This window comes from Roseococcus sp. SYP-B2431 (assembly GCF_004336745.1).
In the GTDB taxonomy this organism is placed as follows: domain Bacteria; phylum Pseudomonadota; class Alphaproteobacteria; order Acetobacterales; family Acetobacteraceae; genus Roseococcus.
In genome coordinates, this window is sequence record NZ_SJXD01000011.1 from 318,430 (window position 1) to 334,308 (window position 15,879).

At 70.1% G+C, this 15,879-nt stretch carries 13 protein-coding genes; 4 read left to right on the plus strand and 9 right to left on the minus strand.

Going from position 1 to position 15,879, the window contains the following annotated elements; translation table 11 throughout:
- Positions 1 to 29: 29 nt before the first annotated feature.
- Positions 30 to 1,079, minus strand: a complete 1,050-nt coding sequence (locus EJV46_RS02890; RefSeq protein WP_131547074.1) for an ABC transporter ATP-binding protein — start codon at positions 1,077 to 1,079, stop codon at positions 30 to 32.
- Positions 1,079 to 2,707 (minus strand): thiamine pyrophosphate-requiring protein, encoded by a 1,629-nt coding sequence (locus tag EJV46_RS02895; RefSeq protein WP_131547075.1) that lies wholly within the window; start codon positions 2,705 to 2,707, stop codon positions 1,079 to 1,081. Before EJV46_RS02895 ends, EJV46_RS02890 begins: the two co-directional genes overlap by 1 nt.
- 108 nt (positions 2,708 to 2,815) lie before the next feature.
- Here EJV46_RS02895 and EJV46_RS02900 point away from each other — a divergent pair, with 108 nt between their 5' ends.
- Together EJV46_RS02900 and EJV46_RS02905 are read left to right on the plus strand one after the other, a co-directional pair.
- Entirely contained in the window at positions 2,816 to 3,010 is a 195-nt protein-coding gene (locus EJV46_RS02900) for a hypothetical protein (RefSeq protein ID WP_131547076.1), read from the plus strand.
- Positions 3,007 to 4,383 (plus strand): amidase, encoded by a 1,377-nt coding sequence (locus tag EJV46_RS02905; RefSeq protein WP_131547077.1) that lies wholly within the window; start codon positions 3,007 to 3,009, stop codon positions 4,381 to 4,383. The genes EJV46_RS02900 and EJV46_RS02905 overlap by 4 nt, the downstream gene beginning before the upstream one ends.
- Before the next feature lie 75 nt (positions 4,384 to 4,458).
- Here EJV46_RS02905 and rfbD read toward each other — a convergent pair whose 3' ends face one another.
- Genes rfbD through rfbB form a run of 4 tightly spaced genes read right to left on the minus strand, consistent with a single transcriptional unit; the run spans position 4,459 to position 7,862 of the window.
- Complete coding sequence (gene rfbD / locus EJV46_RS02910; protein ID WP_131547078.1) at positions 4,459 to 5,343, minus strand: dTDP-4-dehydrorhamnose reductase; 885 nt, start codon at positions 5,341 to 5,343, stop codon at positions 4,459 to 4,461.
- 22 nt (positions 5,344 to 5,365) lie between these two features.
- A complete protein-coding gene (rfbC, locus tag EJV46_RS02915) occupies positions 5,366 to 5,932 on the minus strand; it encodes a dTDP-4-dehydrorhamnose 3,5-epimerase (RefSeq protein ID WP_131547079.1) in 567 nt (188 codons plus the stop codon).
- The gene (rfbA, locus tag EJV46_RS02920; protein ID WP_131547080.1) at positions 5,929 to 6,810 is read right to left on the minus strand and encodes a glucose-1-phosphate thymidylyltransferase RfbA; all 882 of its coding nucleotides are present in this window, start codon (positions 6,808 to 6,810) and stop codon (positions 5,929 to 5,931) included. Before rfbA ends, rfbC begins: the two co-directional genes overlap by 4 nt.
- Positions 6,807 to 7,862: a dTDP-glucose 4,6-dehydratase gene (gene rfbB / locus EJV46_RS02925; protein WP_131547081.1), complete on the minus strand. Its 1,056-nt coding sequence runs from the start codon at positions 7,860 to 7,862 to the stop codon at positions 6,807 to 6,809. The genes rfbA and rfbB overlap by 4 nt, the downstream gene beginning before the upstream one ends.
- 261 nt (positions 7,863 to 8,123) lie before the next feature.
- Here rfbB and kdsA point away from each other — a divergent pair, with 261 nt between their 5' ends.
- Together kdsA and EJV46_RS02935 are read left to right on the plus strand one after the other, a co-directional pair.
- Complete coding sequence (gene kdsA / locus EJV46_RS02930; protein WP_131547082.1) at positions 8,124 to 8,957, plus strand: 3-deoxy-8-phosphooctulonate synthase; 834 nt, start codon at positions 8,124 to 8,126, stop codon at positions 8,955 to 8,957.
- A 149-nt stretch (positions 8,958 to 9,106) separates the two neighbouring features.
- Complete coding sequence (locus EJV46_RS02935) at positions 9,107 to 10,420, plus strand: cytidylyltransferase domain-containing protein (RefSeq protein ID WP_131547083.1); 1,314 nt, start codon at positions 9,107 to 9,109, stop codon at positions 10,418 to 10,420.
- A 75-nt stretch (positions 10,421 to 10,495) separates the two neighbouring features.
- Here EJV46_RS02935 and EJV46_RS02940 read toward each other — a convergent pair whose 3' ends face one another.
- The 3 genes from EJV46_RS02940 to EJV46_RS02950 all read right to left on the minus strand — a co-directional run bounded on the left by EJV46_RS02940 (position 10,496) and on the right by EJV46_RS02950 (position 15,875).
- On the minus strand, positions 10,496 to 11,182 hold the full coding sequence (locus EJV46_RS02940) for a TetR/AcrR family transcriptional regulator (protein WP_165585297.1): 687 nt from the start codon (positions 11,180 to 11,182) through the stop codon (positions 10,496 to 10,498).
- 74 nt (positions 11,183 to 11,256) lie between these two features.
- Positions 11,257 to 12,711 (minus strand): efflux transporter outer membrane subunit, encoded by a 1,455-nt coding sequence (locus tag EJV46_RS02945; protein WP_131547085.1) that lies wholly within the window; start codon positions 12,709 to 12,711, stop codon positions 11,257 to 11,259.
- Between the two features lie 2 nt (positions 12,712 to 12,713).
- Positions 12,714 to 15,875, minus strand: a complete 3,162-nt coding sequence (locus tag EJV46_RS02950) for an efflux RND transporter permease subunit (RefSeq protein ID WP_131547086.1) — start codon at positions 15,873 to 15,875, stop codon at positions 12,714 to 12,716.
- Positions 15,876 to 15,879 lie beyond the last annotated feature (4 nt).

Consider the following 15,879-nt stretch of genomic DNA (forward strand, 5'->3'; position numbering starts at 1 on the left):
TGTCCTCCCTGTGTGAAACCTTGGGCCGGCTACATGCGCTGTCCGGTTCCCTTGTCGAAGAGATGCGCCTGCGCCGCGGAGGGCAGGACCGGCATGGTGTCGCCGGGCCGGGCCGAGATGCGCTCGCGGAAGACGCCGTTCACGGCCGTGTCGCCGATGCGCATCATGACCTGCGTCTCGCTGCCCATCGGTTCCACGAGGGTCACGCGCGCGGGCATGCCGTCGCCGGCAAGGCGGAAATGCTCGGGCCGGATGCCGTAGATGGCGGGGCCGGGGCGGGCGTCCTGGGCGGGCGGCAGCGGCCAGCTCGTGCCGTCGGGCGTGAGGAAGGCGCCGTTCTCGATGCGCCCGTCGAGCAGGTTCATCGCCGGGCTGCCGATGAATCCCGCGACGAAGACATTGGCCGGCCGGTCGTAGAGCTCCAGCGGCGGGCCGGCCTGGCGGATATGGCCGAGCTCCATCACGACGATCTTGTCGGCCATGGTCATGGCCTCGATCTGGTCGTGCGTCACATAGACGGTGGTGACGCGCAGGCGCTGGTGCAGCTCCTTGATCTCGGAGCGCATCTGCACGCGCAGCTTGGCGTCGAGGTTGGAGAGCGGCTCATCAAAAAGAAAAACCTGCGGATCGCGCACGATGGCGCGGCCCATGGCGACGCGCTGCCGCTGCCCGCCGGAAAGCTGGCGCGGATAGCGGTCCAGCAACTGCTCCAGGCCCAGGATCTTCGCCGCGCGCGTCACCTCCGTCTGCATGACGTCCTTCGACGCCTTGGCCAGCTTCATCGAGAAGGCCATGTTGTCGAAGACGGTCATGTGGGGATAGAGCGCGTAGTTCTGGAACACCATCGCGATGTCGCGATCCTTCGGCGGGACGGTGTTGACCACGCGCCCGCCGATGGAGATCTCGCCCCCGGTGATGTTCTCGAGCCCCGCCAGCATGCGCAGCAGGGTGGACTTGCCGCAGCCCGAGGGGCCGACGAGCACGACGAACTCGCCATCCTCGATGTCGACGGAGACGCCGTGCAGCACCGCGGTGCTGCCGAAGGCCTTGCGGACCTGGTTGATCTGGACCGTCGCCATCAGAGCCTCGACACCTGCGTCTCCTTGGAGGTGATGAACTCCAGGAGAACGGGGATGCCTTCCTTGGTCTTGGCGATGCCGCGCTGGATGGCGGGGATGATGTCCTCCACCTTCTCCACGCGCTCGCCATAGCCGCCAAAGGCACGGGCCATGGCGGCATAGTCGCCGCTGATGTCGGTGCTTCGGAACTTCTCCGTGCTGATCGGCATGACCTTCAGCTCGATCGCCATGGAGAAGTTGTTCAGCAGGATGGACATGATGGGGATGCGCTCGCGCACCGCCGTCTCGAAGTCCATGCCGGTGAAGCCGATGGCCGCATCGCCCCAGACATTGATGCAGAGCTTGTCCGGCGCGGCGAGCTTCGCGCCCATCGCGAGGCCGAGCCCGTAGCCGAGCTGCGTCGTCTTGCCCCAGCCGAGATAGGAGAGCGGCGTGCGCGACACCCAGAAGGGCGAGAGCTGGTCGCGCGGCGAGCCGGCGTCATGCGTGATGATCGTGTTGTCCACGTCCACCGTGCGCCACAGGTCGCGCAGCACGCGATAGGGGTTGAGGGGCGAGGCGTCGCTGTCGCGCTTGGGCGCCCATTCGGCGAGCCAGGGAGCGCGGATCGCCTCGATCTCGTCCTGCACGGGCTTGTGCGGACGTGCCTCCTTGATCATGCCCTTCAGCTCGGCGAGCAGCGCGTCCAGCACCAGCGCGGCATCGCCGACGAGGCCGATATCGCAATGCTGGTCCTTCTCCAGATGATCCGGATCCAGCGTGGCGTGGATGATCTTCGGGCCTTTCGGCATCTTCACGCCGAAATTCGTCTCGGTGAAGGAGCAGCCGATGCCGAAGATCACGTCCGCATTGTCGAGGAAGTGCCGCACCGGCTTCGGAATGGCGAGGCCGCCCGAACCCAGCGCCAGCGGATGGTCCTCGGGGAAGGAGGACTTGCCGCCGAGGCTCGACGTCACCGCCGCGGCCAGCAGTTCGGCGAGTTCCTTCAGCTGCGGCCAGGCCTTGGCCCAATGCACGCCTGTGCCGGCATAGATCACGGGGCGCCGCGCCTTGGCGAGCATCTCGGCCGCGCGCTTCACGTCGATCGGGTCGGGGCCGGAGCGCGTGACGACGACGGGCGTGTAGCTCCAGTCGGCCGGCATCTCCTCGTTGAACATGTCCGTCGGGATCTCGACGACCACCGGGCCGCCGCGCCCGTTGCGCAGCCGCGCGAAGGCGCGGCGCATGATGTTCGGCACCTCCGCCGCGCTCATGATCGGCTCGGCGGATTTCGTGATGCCGCGCATCTGGACCGAGCTGTTGTAGTTCGGCGGCACATGCGCGATGCGGCGTGGATAGCCCATCGGCAGCACCAGCACCGGGATGCTCTCGCCGAAGCACTGCGCGACGCCGCCATAGGCGTTCTCGGCGCCCGGGCCATGCTGCATGCAGAAGGCGCCAAGCTGCCTGGCGGAGGTCACGCGGCTGATGGCGTCCGCCATGTGCAGGCCGATGCGCTCCTGCCGCACCATCACGGGGCGGATGTCGATGGCCGCGCAATTCTCGATGAGGTGGTTCACCGGATAGCCGGTGAGGACCTCGATCCCCTCCCGCTTCATGATCTCCGCGATGGCGTCGCCAACTTTCATGGCCGCTTTCTACTCCCGAGTGAAATTTTCTTGCCTGGAAGCTAGCCTCCGCTTCGCATGGGCTGCAAGCATGGCAAACTATTTTTCCCGAACAGCTTAGGACGTTCCATGGCCGAACCACTTTCCCCCGGAAGTTTCGCCACGCTTCTCGCGCAGGCCGGCATCGCGCTGCCGCCCGCCGAGGCGGAGGACCTGCGCCACGCGCACGCCAAGCTCATGACGATGCTCGCGATCCTGCGCGACCCGCCGGTGCCGCTCGCGGCGGAGCCGGCCTTCACCTTCGCCCCGGGCGGCGACGCATGATCCCGACCATTGCGGAGGCCGCATCCCTTATCGCGGCTAAGAAGGTCTCCCCGGTCGAGCTCACGCGCGACTGCCTCGCCCGAATCGCGGCCCGCAACGGCGAGCTGAACGCCTTCATCCTCGTCACCGAGGAGCGCGCGCTGGCCGATGCCAGGGCCGCGGAGGCGCGGCAGATGGCGGGCGCGCTGAAGGGGAGGCTCGACGGCATCCCGATCGGCCACAAGGACATCTACACGACGGCCGGCATCGCCACGACGGGGCATTCCGCGCAGATGCAGGGCCATGTGCCGGAGACCGACGCCGTCACCGTGGCGAAGTGGCGCGAGGCGGGCGTGGTCCTGCTCGGCAAGCTGGCGACGCATGAATTCGCCTTCGGCGGCCCGAGCTTCGACCTGCCCTGGCCGCCGGCGCGCAACCCCTGGGACACGGAGCGCTTCACCGCCGGCTCCTCCTCCGGCACGGGCGCGGCCGTCGCGGCGGGCCTCGTGCTGGGCGGCACGGGCTCGGACACGGGCGGCTCCATCCGCGGGCCGGCGGCGCTCTGCGGCGTCGCCGGCATCAAGCCGACCTACGGGCTCTGCTCGCGCACCGGCATCCTGCCGCTCGCGCAGACGCTCGACCATGCGGGCCCGCTCGCCTGGACCAGCGAGGATTGCGCCATCCTGCTGGAGGCCATGGCCGGCCACGACCCGGCCGACCCGGGCAGCGCCGACCGCCCCGCGCTGGGCTTCGACCTCGCGCCGGACATGCGCGGCCGCCGCATCGGCGTGATCCGCCATTTCCACGAGACGGACCACCGCGTCTCCGATGCCACGCTCCGGGGCATCGAGGAGAGCTGCGCCATCTTCCGCAAGCTCGGCGCCGAGGTCGCGGAGGTGACGCTGCCGAGCCTGCAGGAGTTCAACGCGGCCGGCTGGGTGACGCTCTCCGCCGAGGCCTGGGCGATCCATGAGACGTGGATGCGCGAGCGGCCCTTGCAATACGGCGAGTTCCTGCGCGGCCGCCTCGCGCTGGGCGGGCTGCTCTCGGCCGGCGACTATATCCAGGCGCAGCGCAGGCGCCGCTCGCTCATCGAGCGCAGCTTCGCCGCCAGCGCGGGCTTCGATCTCCTCGTCACCGCGGCGCAGCCCGGCGAGGCGGCGAAGATCCGCGAGGTGACGAAATGGGCGAGCCTGGAGAAGCCCAACTTCACCATCCCCTTCAACCTCACCGGCTGGCCCGCGCTCACGGTCTGCACGGGCTTCGGCGAGGGCGGCCTGCCGGTGGCGGCGCAGCTCGTCGGCCATCCCTGGACGGACGGCTTCGTGCTCGCCGCCGGCCATGCGCTGGAGCGCGAGAACGGCACGCGCGGCAAGCGCCCGCCGGGTGCCTGAAGCGGGAGCGGGTGCGGCGGCCGGACCCGGCCGCCGCCGCTCACCCCTGGGCCCGAGCCGAGCGCGACGGCGGCCTCACGCGTGGAGCGCTTGCATCACGCGCTCGAGCCCGCGCTGCCATGTCGGCAGGGCGACGCCGAAGGTGTCGCGGAGCCTAGCCCCGTCGGTTCGCCCATCGGCCGGCCGGACGGCCTTCACGGGGTATTCGTGGGTGGCGATCGGGTGGACCTTGGGCATGGGCCCGCCATAGGGCTGGGCCGCGGCGAAGATGGCTTCGGCAAAGCCGTGCCAGCTGGTCGAGCCGTCGGCCATGGCGTGGAAGACGCCGCGATAGCGGTCCTGCCAGCCCGTGTCGCGGACACAGCCCAGCACGCCGGCGATGGCGTCGGCGAGATCCGGCGCGGCGGTCGGATGCCCGAACTGGTCGGCCACCACGCGCAGCTCCGGCCGCGTCGCGCCCACGGTCAGCATGGTCCTGACGAAGTTCTTCCCGACCGGCGAGAACACCCAGGCGGTGCGCAGCACCGTGGTCCGCGGGTTGCCGGCCAGCGCCGCCCATTCGCCCGCGAGCTTGGTGCGCCCATAGGCGCTGAGCGGGTTGGGCGCATCCGTCTCGACATAGGGCGCGCCCTTCAGCCCGTCATAGACATAGTCGGTGCTGATCTGGAGGAGCGGGATGGCGGCCGCGGCGCACAGCCTCGCCAGCAGGGCAGGGCCCAGCGCATTGGCGCGAAAGGCGCCGGCCTCGTCCTCCTCGGCGGCGTCCACCGCCGTCCAGGCCGCGCAGTTCACCACGGCGTCGGGCTGCAAGGCCTCGAAATGCGCGACGACGGTCTCCGGCCGGTCGAATTCGAACTCCGGCTGGCCCACGAGCAGCGCGTCGAAGCCCTGCGCGAGCAGGGCCTCCTCCAGGCCGGTGGCGAGCTGGCCGCCCTTGCCGGTGACCAGGATGCGGCGCATCAGGCCGCTCCGCGGCGGGGCATCAGACCGATCCCGCGGGGAAGGGCGGCGCTATGCCGGCCAGCCGCGGGGCCGCGCGGTCCTTGTCCGAGAGGACGAGGCCGCCGGCCGGCACCGGCCAGGCGATGCCGAGCGCCGGGTCGTCCCAGGCGATGCCGCCATCGGCCTCGGCGTCGTATTCAGCGTCCACCTTGTAGAGCACCTCGGTGTCGGGCTCGAGCGTCAGGAAGCCATGCGCGAAGCCGCGCGGCACCCAGAGCTGCTGCCAGTTCTCGGCCGAGAGCTCGCAGGCGACATGCTGCCCGTAGCTCGGGCTGCCGACGCGGATGTCCACGGCCACGTCGAGGATGCGCCCGCGCACGACGCGCACCAGCTTGCCCTGCGCCGAGGGCGGCCGCTGGAAGTGGAGCCCGCGCAGCACGCCGGCCTCGCGCGAGAGGCTGTGGTTGTCCTGCACGAAGTCCACGTCGAAGCCCTGGGCCCGCAGCGCGCTGCGCTTCCACACCTCGCTGAAGAAGCCGCGCGCGTCGCCGAAGCGCTTCGGCTCGATGAGCAGGACCTCGGGAATGGCTTGCGGCGTGACCTTCACCCGTGCTCTCCGTCGGCGATCTCGATGAGGTATCGGCCATAGGCGGTCTTGCCGAGGGCCTTGCCGCGTGCCCGCAATTCGTCGGCGGTGAGGAAGCCGCGGCGGAAGGCGATCTCCTCGGGGCAGCCGACCTGGAGGCCCTGCCGCTCCTGCACCGTCTGCACGAAGGTCGCGGCCTGCAGCAGGCTCGCGGGCGTGCCGGCGTCGAGCCAGGCGCAGCCCCGGCCGAGCTGCTCGGCGCGCAGCGTGCCGTCCTTCATGTAGATCGCGTTGAGGTCGGTGATCTCCAGCTCGCCGCGGGCGGAGGGCACCACCTGGCGCGCGAGCTCGGTGACGCGGCTGTCGTAGAAATAGACGCCGATCACCGCCCAGTCGGACTTGGGGACGAGCGGCTTCTCCTCCAGCGAGATCACGCGGCCGCTGCCGTCGAACTCGGCCACGCCGTAGCGCTCCGGATCGGCGACGCGGTAGCCGAAGACCGTGGCCTCGCCCTTCCGGGCCCATTCGGCCGCGCTGAGCAGCCGGTCCGAGAGGCCCTCGCCGTAGATGATGTTGTCGCCGAGCGCGAGCGCGCAGGCCTCGCCGCCGATCCAGTCCGCGCCGATCAGGAAGGCCTGGGCGAGGCCGTCGGGCGAGGGCTGCTCGGCATAGGTGAGCGTCACGCCGAAGGCGCTGCCGTCGCCCAGCAGCCGCTGGAAGGAGGGCAGGTCGGCGGGGGTGGAGATCAGCAGGATGTCGCGGATGCCCGCCAGCATGAGCGTGCCCAGCGGGTAATAGACCATCGGCTTGTCGTAGACCGGCAGGAGCTGCTTGCTCGCCGCCAGCGTCATCGGGTGCAGCCGCGTGCCGGAGCCGCCGGCGAGGATGATGCCCTTCATTTGCTCGTCCCCAGCCGCTGGCCCGCATAGGCCTTCTCGCGGATCGGCCGCCACCAGGCCTCGTTGTCCAGATACCAGCGGATGGTGTGCTCCAGCCCGTCCTCGAACCCGTGGCGCGGCTTCCAGCCCAGCGCGGTCTCGGCGCCCGAGGGATCCATGGCGTAGCGGAAGTCATGGCCCGGCCGGTCGCGCACGAAGGTGATGAGGCGCTCGCGCGGGCCGGCGGGATCGGGGCGCAGCCGGTCGAGCGTGGCGCAGATGGCCTTCACCACCTCGAGATTCGTGCGCTCCTGCCGCGGGCCGATGCAATAGGTCTCGCCGGGCCTGCCGTTGAGCAGCGCCAGCACGAGCGCCTCGGCATGGTCCTCGACATGCAGCCAGTCGCGGATATTGGTGCCCTCGCCGTAGACGGGGAGCGGCCTGCCCTCCAGCGCATTCAGCGTGACGAGCGGGATCAGCTTCTCGGGGAACTGCCACGGCCCGTAGTTGTTCGTCGTGTTGGAGACGAAGGACGGGAAGCCGTAGGTGTGGTTCCAGGCGCGCACGAGATGGTCCGACGCCGCCTTGCTCGCGGAATAGGGGCTGCGCGGGTCGTAGGGCGTCTCGGGCGTGAAGGGCGCATCGCCGGGATAGAGCGAGCCGAAGACCTCGTCCGTCGAGACGTGATGGAAGCGGAAGGCGGCCTTGGCGCCGGCCTCGAGCGTGTTCCAGTACTCGCGCGCGGCCTCGAGCAGCACCTGCGTGCCGACGACATTGGTGCGGATGAACTCCGCCGGGCCGTCGATCGAGCGGTCGACATGGCTCTCGGCGGCGAGGTGCATCACCGCGGTCGGCCGATGCGCCGCAAAGGCGGCGCGCATCGCCTCGGGATCGCAGATGTCGGCCTTGATATGAATGTGGCGCGGGTCGGACGCATGCATGCCCAGCGAGGCCGGCGTCGCCGCGTAGGTCATCTTGTCGACGTTGACGACCGCATGATCCGTCGCCGTCAGGAGGCGGCGCACCACGGCGGATCCTATGAAGCCAAACCCGCCCGTGATCAGTAGCGTCAAGGTGCCCCCAATAGCCCAGCCTGCGAGGGCCCGCGGTTAGCGGCCTTTACCTGGGCGGTCAAGAAACAGCTGCCCGCCCGGACCGTGGCCAGGCCGGAGGACTGGCTTTCCGCGTCCCTCCCATGCGGGCGGACGGCCCCGAGGATTGGCCCCAAGGACTGGCCCCAAGGACTGGCCCCAGGACTGGCCCTGGTGGCCGCCCTGGGATAGGTCATACCGGCGGCCCACCGAGACCCGCCCACAACAATTGGAGCCCCTTGCATGCAAGACGCGGAAGTCGCGATCGGCCCGGTCACCCTTGGCAACCGCCGTCCCCTCGCGCTCATAGCCGGTCCCTGCCAGATGGAAAGCCGGGCCCATGCGCTGGAGACGGCGACGGCCCTGAAGGAGATCGCCGGCCGCCTGGGCCTCGGGCTGATCTACAAGACCTCCTACGACAAGGCCAACCGCACCTCGGCGAAGGCGGCGCGCGGCGTCGGCATGGCGAAGGCGCTGGAAGTCTTCGCCGAGATCCGCGACAGCCTGGGCCTGCCCACCCTGACGGACGTGCACGAGGTCACGCATTGCGCGCCGGTCGCGGAGGCGGTGGACGTGCTGCAGATCCCGGCCTTCCTCTGCCGCCAGACCGACCTGCTGCTCGCCGCCGCCGCGACCGGCCGCGCCGTGAACATCAAGAAGGGCCAGTTCCTCGCCCCCTGGGACATGAAGAACGCCGCGGCCAAGGTCACCGGCGCCGGCAATCCGCGGGTCCTGCTGACGGAGCGCGGCGCGTCCTTCGGCTACAACACCCTGGTCAGCGACATGCGCGCGCTGCCGATCATGGCGCGCGACACCGGGCTTCCCGTCGTGTTCGACGCCACGCATTCGGTGCAGCAGCCGGGCGGGCAGGGGACCTCCTCCGGCGGCCAGCGCGAATTCGTGGAGACGCTGGCGCGCGCGGCCGTGGCCGTGGGCGTGGCGGCCGTCTTCATCGAGACGCACGAGGATCCGGACAACGCGCCCTCCGACGGGCCGAACATGGTGCCCCTGAAGGATTTCGAGGCGCTGATGACACGGCTGCAGGCCATCGACTCGCTGGCCAAGAGCTGGATGTGAGGCCAGCCGGGCCGTCCGCCTCCGCGCCGGGGCTGCTCGGCGCGGCCGCTCCTGCGCCGGCCCGGACGGGGCGCTGCGCGGCGTCCCGCCCGGTCTGGATATTCTCCGGCAGGTCGTTCAGATAGTTTCGAGGACAGGGGGCGGGAGTCATGCGGGTCATCGGCTTTGTTCCCGTCAAAGGATCCAGCGAGCGGATCATATCGAAGAACATGCAGATCCTGGACGGCGAGTATCTCTTCCGCCGGAAGCTGCGCCAGCTGCTGGAGAGCGGTGCCTTCGACGAGGTGTGGCTCGACACGGAATCCGAGGAGATCGCCAAGCTGGCGAGCGACATGCCCGTCCGTCTCCTGCGCCGCGACGCCGCCCTGGCCAGCAACGCGACCGACGGCCACGAGCTCTTCGCCAATGAATGCCGCTCGGCGCCTGGGGGCGACATCTATGTGCAGGCGCTGTGCACGGCCCCCTTCGTGGACGCGAACACGCTGCGCCGTGCCGTCGCGGCCCTGAAGGGCGCCCCGGACGCCGACAGCCTCGTCGCGGTGACGAGCGAGAAGCATTACGAATGGGTGGAGGGCGAGCCGCATTACGGGCGGGGGCGCATCCCCAACAGCGTGGATCTGCCCTTCCGAACGATCGAGGCGATGAGCCTCTACATGATGCGCTCGACCGCGCGCGACTTCCCGAACAGGCGCTTCGGCGAGAAGCCCGTCTTCTTCGAGCTGACGACCGAGGAGCGGCTCGACATCAACTACCAGGCGGATCTCGACCTCGCCGAGGCCATCTGCGGCGGCGGGCGGCAGCGCGAGACGATGCTCTTCCGCGCCCTGCGCCCGCACCTGAGCGCCTGCGTCTTCTCGGACCTCACCAAGGAGCTCGGGCTGAGCTGCACGCTGCCGGCCGAGCTGAAGCCCGTCGCCGGGCGGCGGATCCTGGGACGCGCCAAGACGCTGAAGCTCGGCGCGCTGCCGGCGAATGCGACGCGCGAGAGCGGCGAGTGGAAGGGAATCTACGAGGCGCTGAAATCCTACGCCTTCATCCGCTCCGGCGACGTCATCGTCGTTTCGACCGAGGTGAAGGACCGCGCCTATTTCGGCGAGCTGAACGCGCATCTCGCCCTGCGGGCGGGCGCCGTCGGCGTCGTGGTGGACGGCTTCACGCGCGACGTGGAGGCGGTGCAGCCGCTGGACCTCACGGTCTTCGCCCGCGGCGTCTGGGCGAAGGACATCAAATACGAGGGCACGACCTCGGCGATGAACACGGCCGTCGAGATCGGCGGCGTCCCGGTGCGGAACAACGACATCGTCTATGGCGATGCCGACGGCGTGGTGGTGATCCCGCATGAGCGGTGGGACGAAGTGCTTCGCCTGAGCCTGGAGGCCATCGTGAACGAGTCCCAGGTCCGGCTGAACGCGGCGCTGGGCCGCCCGGTGGGCGAGCTGCTGGACAGGTTCGGATATTTCTGACGCGCCGGCCTCTGCCGCCGCGATCGGCCGCCGGCCAGGCCCCGTCGCCGCATGCCGGCCGAGCCGGCCCCTCGGTCAACCTGGCAAGGTTCCGTTCAGGAAGATGTCCACGGCCCTGGCCACGCGGGCCGAGATCTCCTCCGGGCCTGGAGCATGGCGCTGCGCCAGGATCATCCGCATATGCGGTTCTCCGATGGCCAGGCCGAACAGCATGCCCGCGGCCTCCTCCGGATCCTCCAGGCGAAGGTTCCCGCGTGCCGCCTGGGCGGCGAGATAGCGCTCCAGCGCGCCCTTGCCGCGCGCGGGTCCGGCACGGTGGAAGGCTTCCGCGAGTTCCGGCGTGCGCTTCACCTCGGCGGAGATGAGCCGGAAGAAGCCGGCATGCCGCTCGTCCAGAAGGTGGGTCGCGGCCCGATCCAGCAAGGCGATCAGGCCCTTCCGCAGGTCGTCCTCGGCCTCCTCCGGCGTGGCGACCAGCAAGGGCGCGAGATGCTCCGTCATGACCGCCTCGAACAGCGCCTCCTTGGAGGAGAAGAGCTGGTAGAGGGTCTTCTTCGACATCCGCGCGCCGCGCGCCACGTCGTCCATATTGGTCGCGGCATAGCCCTGGGCGAGGAAGACGCTCTCGGCCACGCGGAGGATCGCCTGGCGGCGTTCCGCCTCGGGCAGGCGAGGCCGGGGGCCAGCCGCCGGGACGCCTGCCGCCGGGATCCCTGCCGCCGGGGCGCCTGAGGGCGGCAGCCCGGCCAGGCCGGCTTTCATAGGCACGGTTTCCGTCATTCCCAGCCCTCCACGCGAGGCAGGCTTCAAGTCTACGCGATGGCCGGCGCCGCGCATCAGGGATGAGCGCCGCGCGGCCGGCTCGTGTCGGACCACCCGCCGCCCAAGGCCTTGTAGAGCGTGACCAGCGTCTGCAGCCGCTGGACCCGCAGCGAGATCAGCTCCTGCTGCGCGGCGAAGAGCTGGCGCTGCGAGTCGAGCGGCGCCTGATAGGTGTCGAGCCCGCTGCGGAAGCGCAGCAGGGAGAGCCGATAGGCGTCGGCATAGGCATTGGCCAGCGCCGTCTGGGCCGCGATCTGCGTGTCGTAGGTGCCCCGGGCCGCCAGCACGTCCGCCACCTCCCGGAAGGCGGTCTGGATGGTGCGCTCGTATTCCGCGACCTGAAGCTGGGTCTGCACCTTGGCCAGGTCCAGGCTGCCCCGCAGGATGCCGGCCGAGAAGATCGGCACGTTGATCTGCGGCGCGAAGCTCCAGCTCGCCGTGCCGGGCGCAAAGAGGCGGCTGAAGCTGGTGCTCGCGGTGCCGGCGCTGCCGGTCAGGGTGATCGAGGGGAAGAAGGCGGCCCGCGCGGCGCCGACATTGGCATTGGCGGCGAGCAGGTTGTGCTCGGCCGCCAGCACGTCGGGGCGGCGGAGCAGGATGGCGGAATCCACCCCCGCCGGCACCTCGGCCACCACGGGGCCGTCGAGGGGCGCGGATGGCAGCAGATCCGGTGTCACGGTGGTTCCGGCCAGCAGGTTCAGCGCATTGATGTCCTGCGCCTGCTGCCGCGTGTACTGCGCGAGGCTCGCCCGCGCCGTCTCCACGGCGGTCTGGGCCTGGCGCAGGGCCAGGGCGGTGGCGTTGCCGCCGTCGAAGCCGGCCTGGGTGAGCCGCAGCGCCTCCTGCTGGTTCGCCAGCGTCCGCTCGGTCAGGGCCAGCAGCTCGCGGTCGCCCAGCAAGGCCAGCCAGGCATTGGCCACCTGGGCGACGAGGCTGATCTGCGAGGCGCGGCGCGTTTCCCCGTAGCCGAGATACTGCTGGAAGGCCTGCTGGCTCAGGCTCCGCACCCGGCCGAACAGGTCGATCTCGTAGGAGGTGAAGCCGATGCCGCCGGACCAGACGCGACTCGTGATCGCCCCGCCGCCGGGGGCGAAGCTGGAGGGGATGCGCTGGGCCGTGAGGGAGCCCGAGGCGCCGAGCTGCGGCAGGAGCTCGCCGCGCTGGATGCGGTACTGCGCCTCGGCCTGCGCCACGTTCAGCGCCGCGGCGCGCAGGTCGCGGTTGTTGGCGAGCGCCAGCTCCACCACGCGCTGGAGCTGCGGGTCGCGCAGCACCTCGCGCCAGCCGATCGCATCCGCCGCGATGGCGGGATCGGTGTTCGCCGGCATGGCCGTGGGCGGTCGGCGATAGGCCGGCCCCTCGGGCCATGCGGCCGGGACGGGCGGGGCCGGCCGCGCGATCTCGGGGATGAGGCTGCAGCCGGAGAGCAGCGCTGCCGCCAGCGGCAGCGCGAGAACGGAACGGCGCATGGTCACTCTCCCGGCGCGGGATGCGGTTGGGCGGCAGAGCCCGGCCCGGGCTCGCCATGGAGCTTCGGCTTCACCCGGAACAGGCGCAGCACCACCAGGAAGAAGACCGGCACGAAGAGCAGCGCGAGAATCGTGCCGGACAGCACGCCGCCCACCACGCCGATGCCGATGGCGTTGCGCCCGCCGGCGCCCGCGCCGGTGGAGAGGGCCAGCGGCAGCACGCCGAGCCCGAAGGCGAGCGAGGTCATCAGGATGGGCCGCAGCCTCTGCCGGGCGGCGAAGAGGGCGGAATCGAGGAGATTGCTCCCGCGCTCGAACTCCTCCTTCGCGAATTCCACGATGAGGATGGCGTTCTTGGCGGTCAGGCCCACGGTGGTGAGCAGGCCCACCTGGAAATACACGTCGTTCGCCATGCCGAAGCCCCAGGTGGCGGCGACCGCGCCGAGCACGCCGAGCGGCACCGCCATCATCACCGCGGCGGGGATGGCCCAGCTCTCGTAGAGCGCCGCCAGGCAGAGGAAGACCACCAGCAGCGACAGCCCGTAGAGCGGCAGCGCCTGCGAGCCCGACTGGCGCTCCTCGTAGGAGAGGCCGCTCCAGTCGGAGCCGATGCCGGCGGGCAGCTGTGCCGCGAGGCGCTCCATCTCCGCCATGGCCGCGCCCGTGCTGGAGCCCGGCGCCGCGGCGCCCTGGATCTCGAAGGAGGCGACGCCGCTGAAGCGCTCCAGCTTCGGCGCGCCGAAGGTCCATTCCGCCGTCGCGAAGGCGGAGAACGGCACCATCTGCCCGCCCGCGTTCCGCACGAACCAGCTTTCCAGGTCGCTCGGCAGCATGCGCGAGGAGGGCGCGCCCTGGATGAAGACGCGCTTCACGCGACCGCGATCGATGAAGTCGCTGACGTAGCTGGAGCCCCAGGCGGAGGCGACGGTGCTGTTGATGCTCTCGATGGAGAGGCTGAGCGCGCTCGCCCGCTCCCAGTCGATGACGAGGCGGTATTGCGGCTCGTCGTCCAGGCCGTTGGGCCGCACGCCGACGAGGATGGGGCTCTGCGCCGCGAGGCCCAGAAGCTGGTTGCGCGCCGCCAGGAATTGCGCGTGGTCGAGGCCGCCGCGGTTGAGCAGCTGGAACTCGAAGCCCGCCGCATTGCCGAGCTCGGAGATGGCGGGCGGCGCGAAGGCGAAGATCATTGCATCCTGGTAGCCGCCGAAGCGCCGCATCACGCGGCCGGCCAGCGCCTGCACGCTGCCCTGTGCGCCGGGGCGATCGTCCCAGGGCTTCATGCTGACGAAGGCCATGCCGGAATTCTGGCCGCGGCCGCCGAAGCTGAAGCCGGTGATGCCGAAGACCGAGGCGACCACGTCCTTTTCCTCCTCCAGGAGATAGCGCGTGACCTCGTCCACGGCGCGCTGGGTGCGTTCCACCGTGGCGCCCGGCGGGGCCGAGACCTGGATGAAGAGCGTGCCCTGGTCCTCGTCCGGGACGAAGGAGGTGGGCAGCCGAAGGAAGATGAAGGCCATCCCCGCGACGATCAGCGCGTAGATCAGCAGGACCCGCTTCGGCCGCTTCAGCGCATGGCCCACGCCGCGCTGATAGCCGTGCGCGCCGCGGTCGAAATTGCGGTTGAACCAGCCGAAGAAGCCGCGCTTCTCATGGCTCGCCTTGGTGGGCTTCTTCAGGATCGTGGCGCAGAGCGCGGGCGTGAAGATGATCGCCGTCAGCACCGACAGGGCCATGGCCGTGGCGATGGTGATGGAGAACTGCCGGTAGATCACGCCCGTCGAGCCGCCGAAGAAGGCCATCGGCAGGAAGACCGCGGAGAGCACCAGCCCGATGCCCACCAGCGCGCCGGTGATCTGCGTCATCGACTTGCGCGTGGCTTCGAGCGGGGAGAGATCCTCCTCCTCCATCAGGCGCTCGACGTTCTCGACCACCACGATGGCGTCGTCCACGAGCAGGCCGATGGCCAGCACCATGCCGAAGAGCGTCAGCGTGTTGATGCTGTAGCCCAGCGCCAGGAGCACGGCGAAGGTGCCCAGCAGCACGACCGGCACCGCGATGGTCGGGATCAGCGTCGCACGGAAGTTCTGCAGAAAGAGGAACATCACCAGGAAGACGAGGACGATGGCCTCGATCAGCGTCTTCACCACCTCCTCGATGGAGAGGCGGACGAAGGGCGTGGTGTCGTAGGGATAGACCACGTCCACGCCGGCCGGGAAGCTCGGGCGCAGCCGCTCGATGGTGGCGCGCACGGCCTGCTCGGTGTCGAGCGCATTGGCGCCGCTGGCGAGCTTGATGGCGATGCCGGCGGCGGGATTGCCGTTGAACTGCGAGGAGATGGCGTAGTTCTCGCCGCCCAGCTCGACGCGGGCGACGTCGCGCAGCAGCACGCGCGAGCCGTCCGGCTGGACCTTCAGCAGGATCCCCCCGAACTGCTCGGGCGTCTGCAGATAGGTCGGGCCGATGATGGTGGCGTTGAGCTGCTGCCCCGGCACGGAGGGCAGGGCGCCGAGCTCGCCCGAGGCGATCTGCACGTTCTGCGCCCGGATGGCGGCCGTGACGTCGGAGGGCGTCAGGTTGAAGTTCACCAGCTTCGCGGGATCGATCCAGACGCGCATGGCGTATTGCGCGCCGAAGAGCTGGTAGTCGCCCACGCCGGGCGTGCGGCTCAGCGGGTCCTGGACATTGGAGGCGATGAAGTCGCCGATGTCGATATTGGTGAGGCGCCCATCCGTGGAGACGAAGCCGACCACCAGCAGGAAGTTGCGCGTCGCCTTGGCGATGCGCAGGCCCTGCTGCTGCACCGCCTGCGGCAGGCGGGGCGTGGCCAGCGCCACCTTGTTCTGCACCTGCACCTGGGCGGTGTCCGGATCGGTGCCCTGGGCGAAGCTCAGCGTGATGGCGGCGCTGCCGTCCTTGCCGGTCTCGGAGGTGAAGTAGAGCAGGTTGTCGATGCCGCTGAGCTGCTGCTCGATGACCTGCACGACCGTGCTCTGCACCGTCTCGGCCGAGGCGCCGGGATAGACGACGGAGATGGAGATGGAGGGCGGTGCGATGCTCGGATACTGCGCGATGGGCAGCGAGCGGATCGCCAGCACGCCCGTGAGCATGGTCGCGATGGCGAGCACCCAGGCGAAGATCGGGCGGTCGATGAAGAAACGGGCCATGATG